1 protein-coding gene and 1 tRNA gene are annotated in these 554 nt (G+C 56.6%); one reads left to right on the top strand and one right to left on the bottom strand.

The features are described from left to right. Positions 1-176 precede the first annotated feature (176 nt). Positions 177-266 (top strand) — tRNA-Ser (locus AC1D0P_RS27675). Positions 267-404: 138 nt separating this feature from the next. Here the strand turns inward: AC1D0P_RS27675 and AC1D0P_RS27670 are convergent. Continuing rightward, entirely contained in the window at positions 405-542 is a 138-nt protein-coding gene (locus AC1D0P_RS27670) for a helix-turn-helix domain-containing protein (protein WP_477679656.1), read from the bottom strand. Between the last annotated feature and the right edge of the window lie 12 nt (positions 543-554).

Below are 554 nucleotides of genomic sequence, written 5' to 3'. Positions count from 1 at the left end.
CAGCCAGGCCACACAGAAGCGACCGCGACGTGATCCCAGCCGCCACAATAAGCCAACATCCAAGACGCAAATTCTTCACAGCCTATCTTGCGCTTGCCTTTTTTCGCCGCTATATCCCCGCCCACGCTTCGCCCAGCAAGGCTCGACCAGCCACCACCRTGGGCGAAAGCGCATGCGGAGAGGTGGTAGAGTGGTCGATTGCACCGCACTCGAAATGCGGAGTACCTTTACGGGTACCGTGGGTTCGAATCCCACCCTCTCCGCCATCAAGACATTGATTTTCTTGGATTTTTTCCGTTTTTCCTTCCACGTTACTCCTACTTCGTTCGTCCCCTTTCCGCAGCATTTGCGGATATCACATCGCGCACGTCGTCGTCTAAGAAGACTGCAGCGCCTTTTCGCCATCACGGCTTGAATGCGGATTCCGGCTCGCTTTCGCTCGGGGTCCTGGGTACGAAGCCGACCGTAAAGCCAAAAAGCCTTGCAATCTTCTGGATCGTCTCGATTGTCGGGTTTGCTTCGTCTCGCTCGATCTCGGCCACCTGGCGCCGCGT

This window comes from Polaromonas sp. P1_G2 (assembly GCF_056405515.1).
This window is presented reverse-complemented; position numbering and strand designations above follow the sequence as displayed.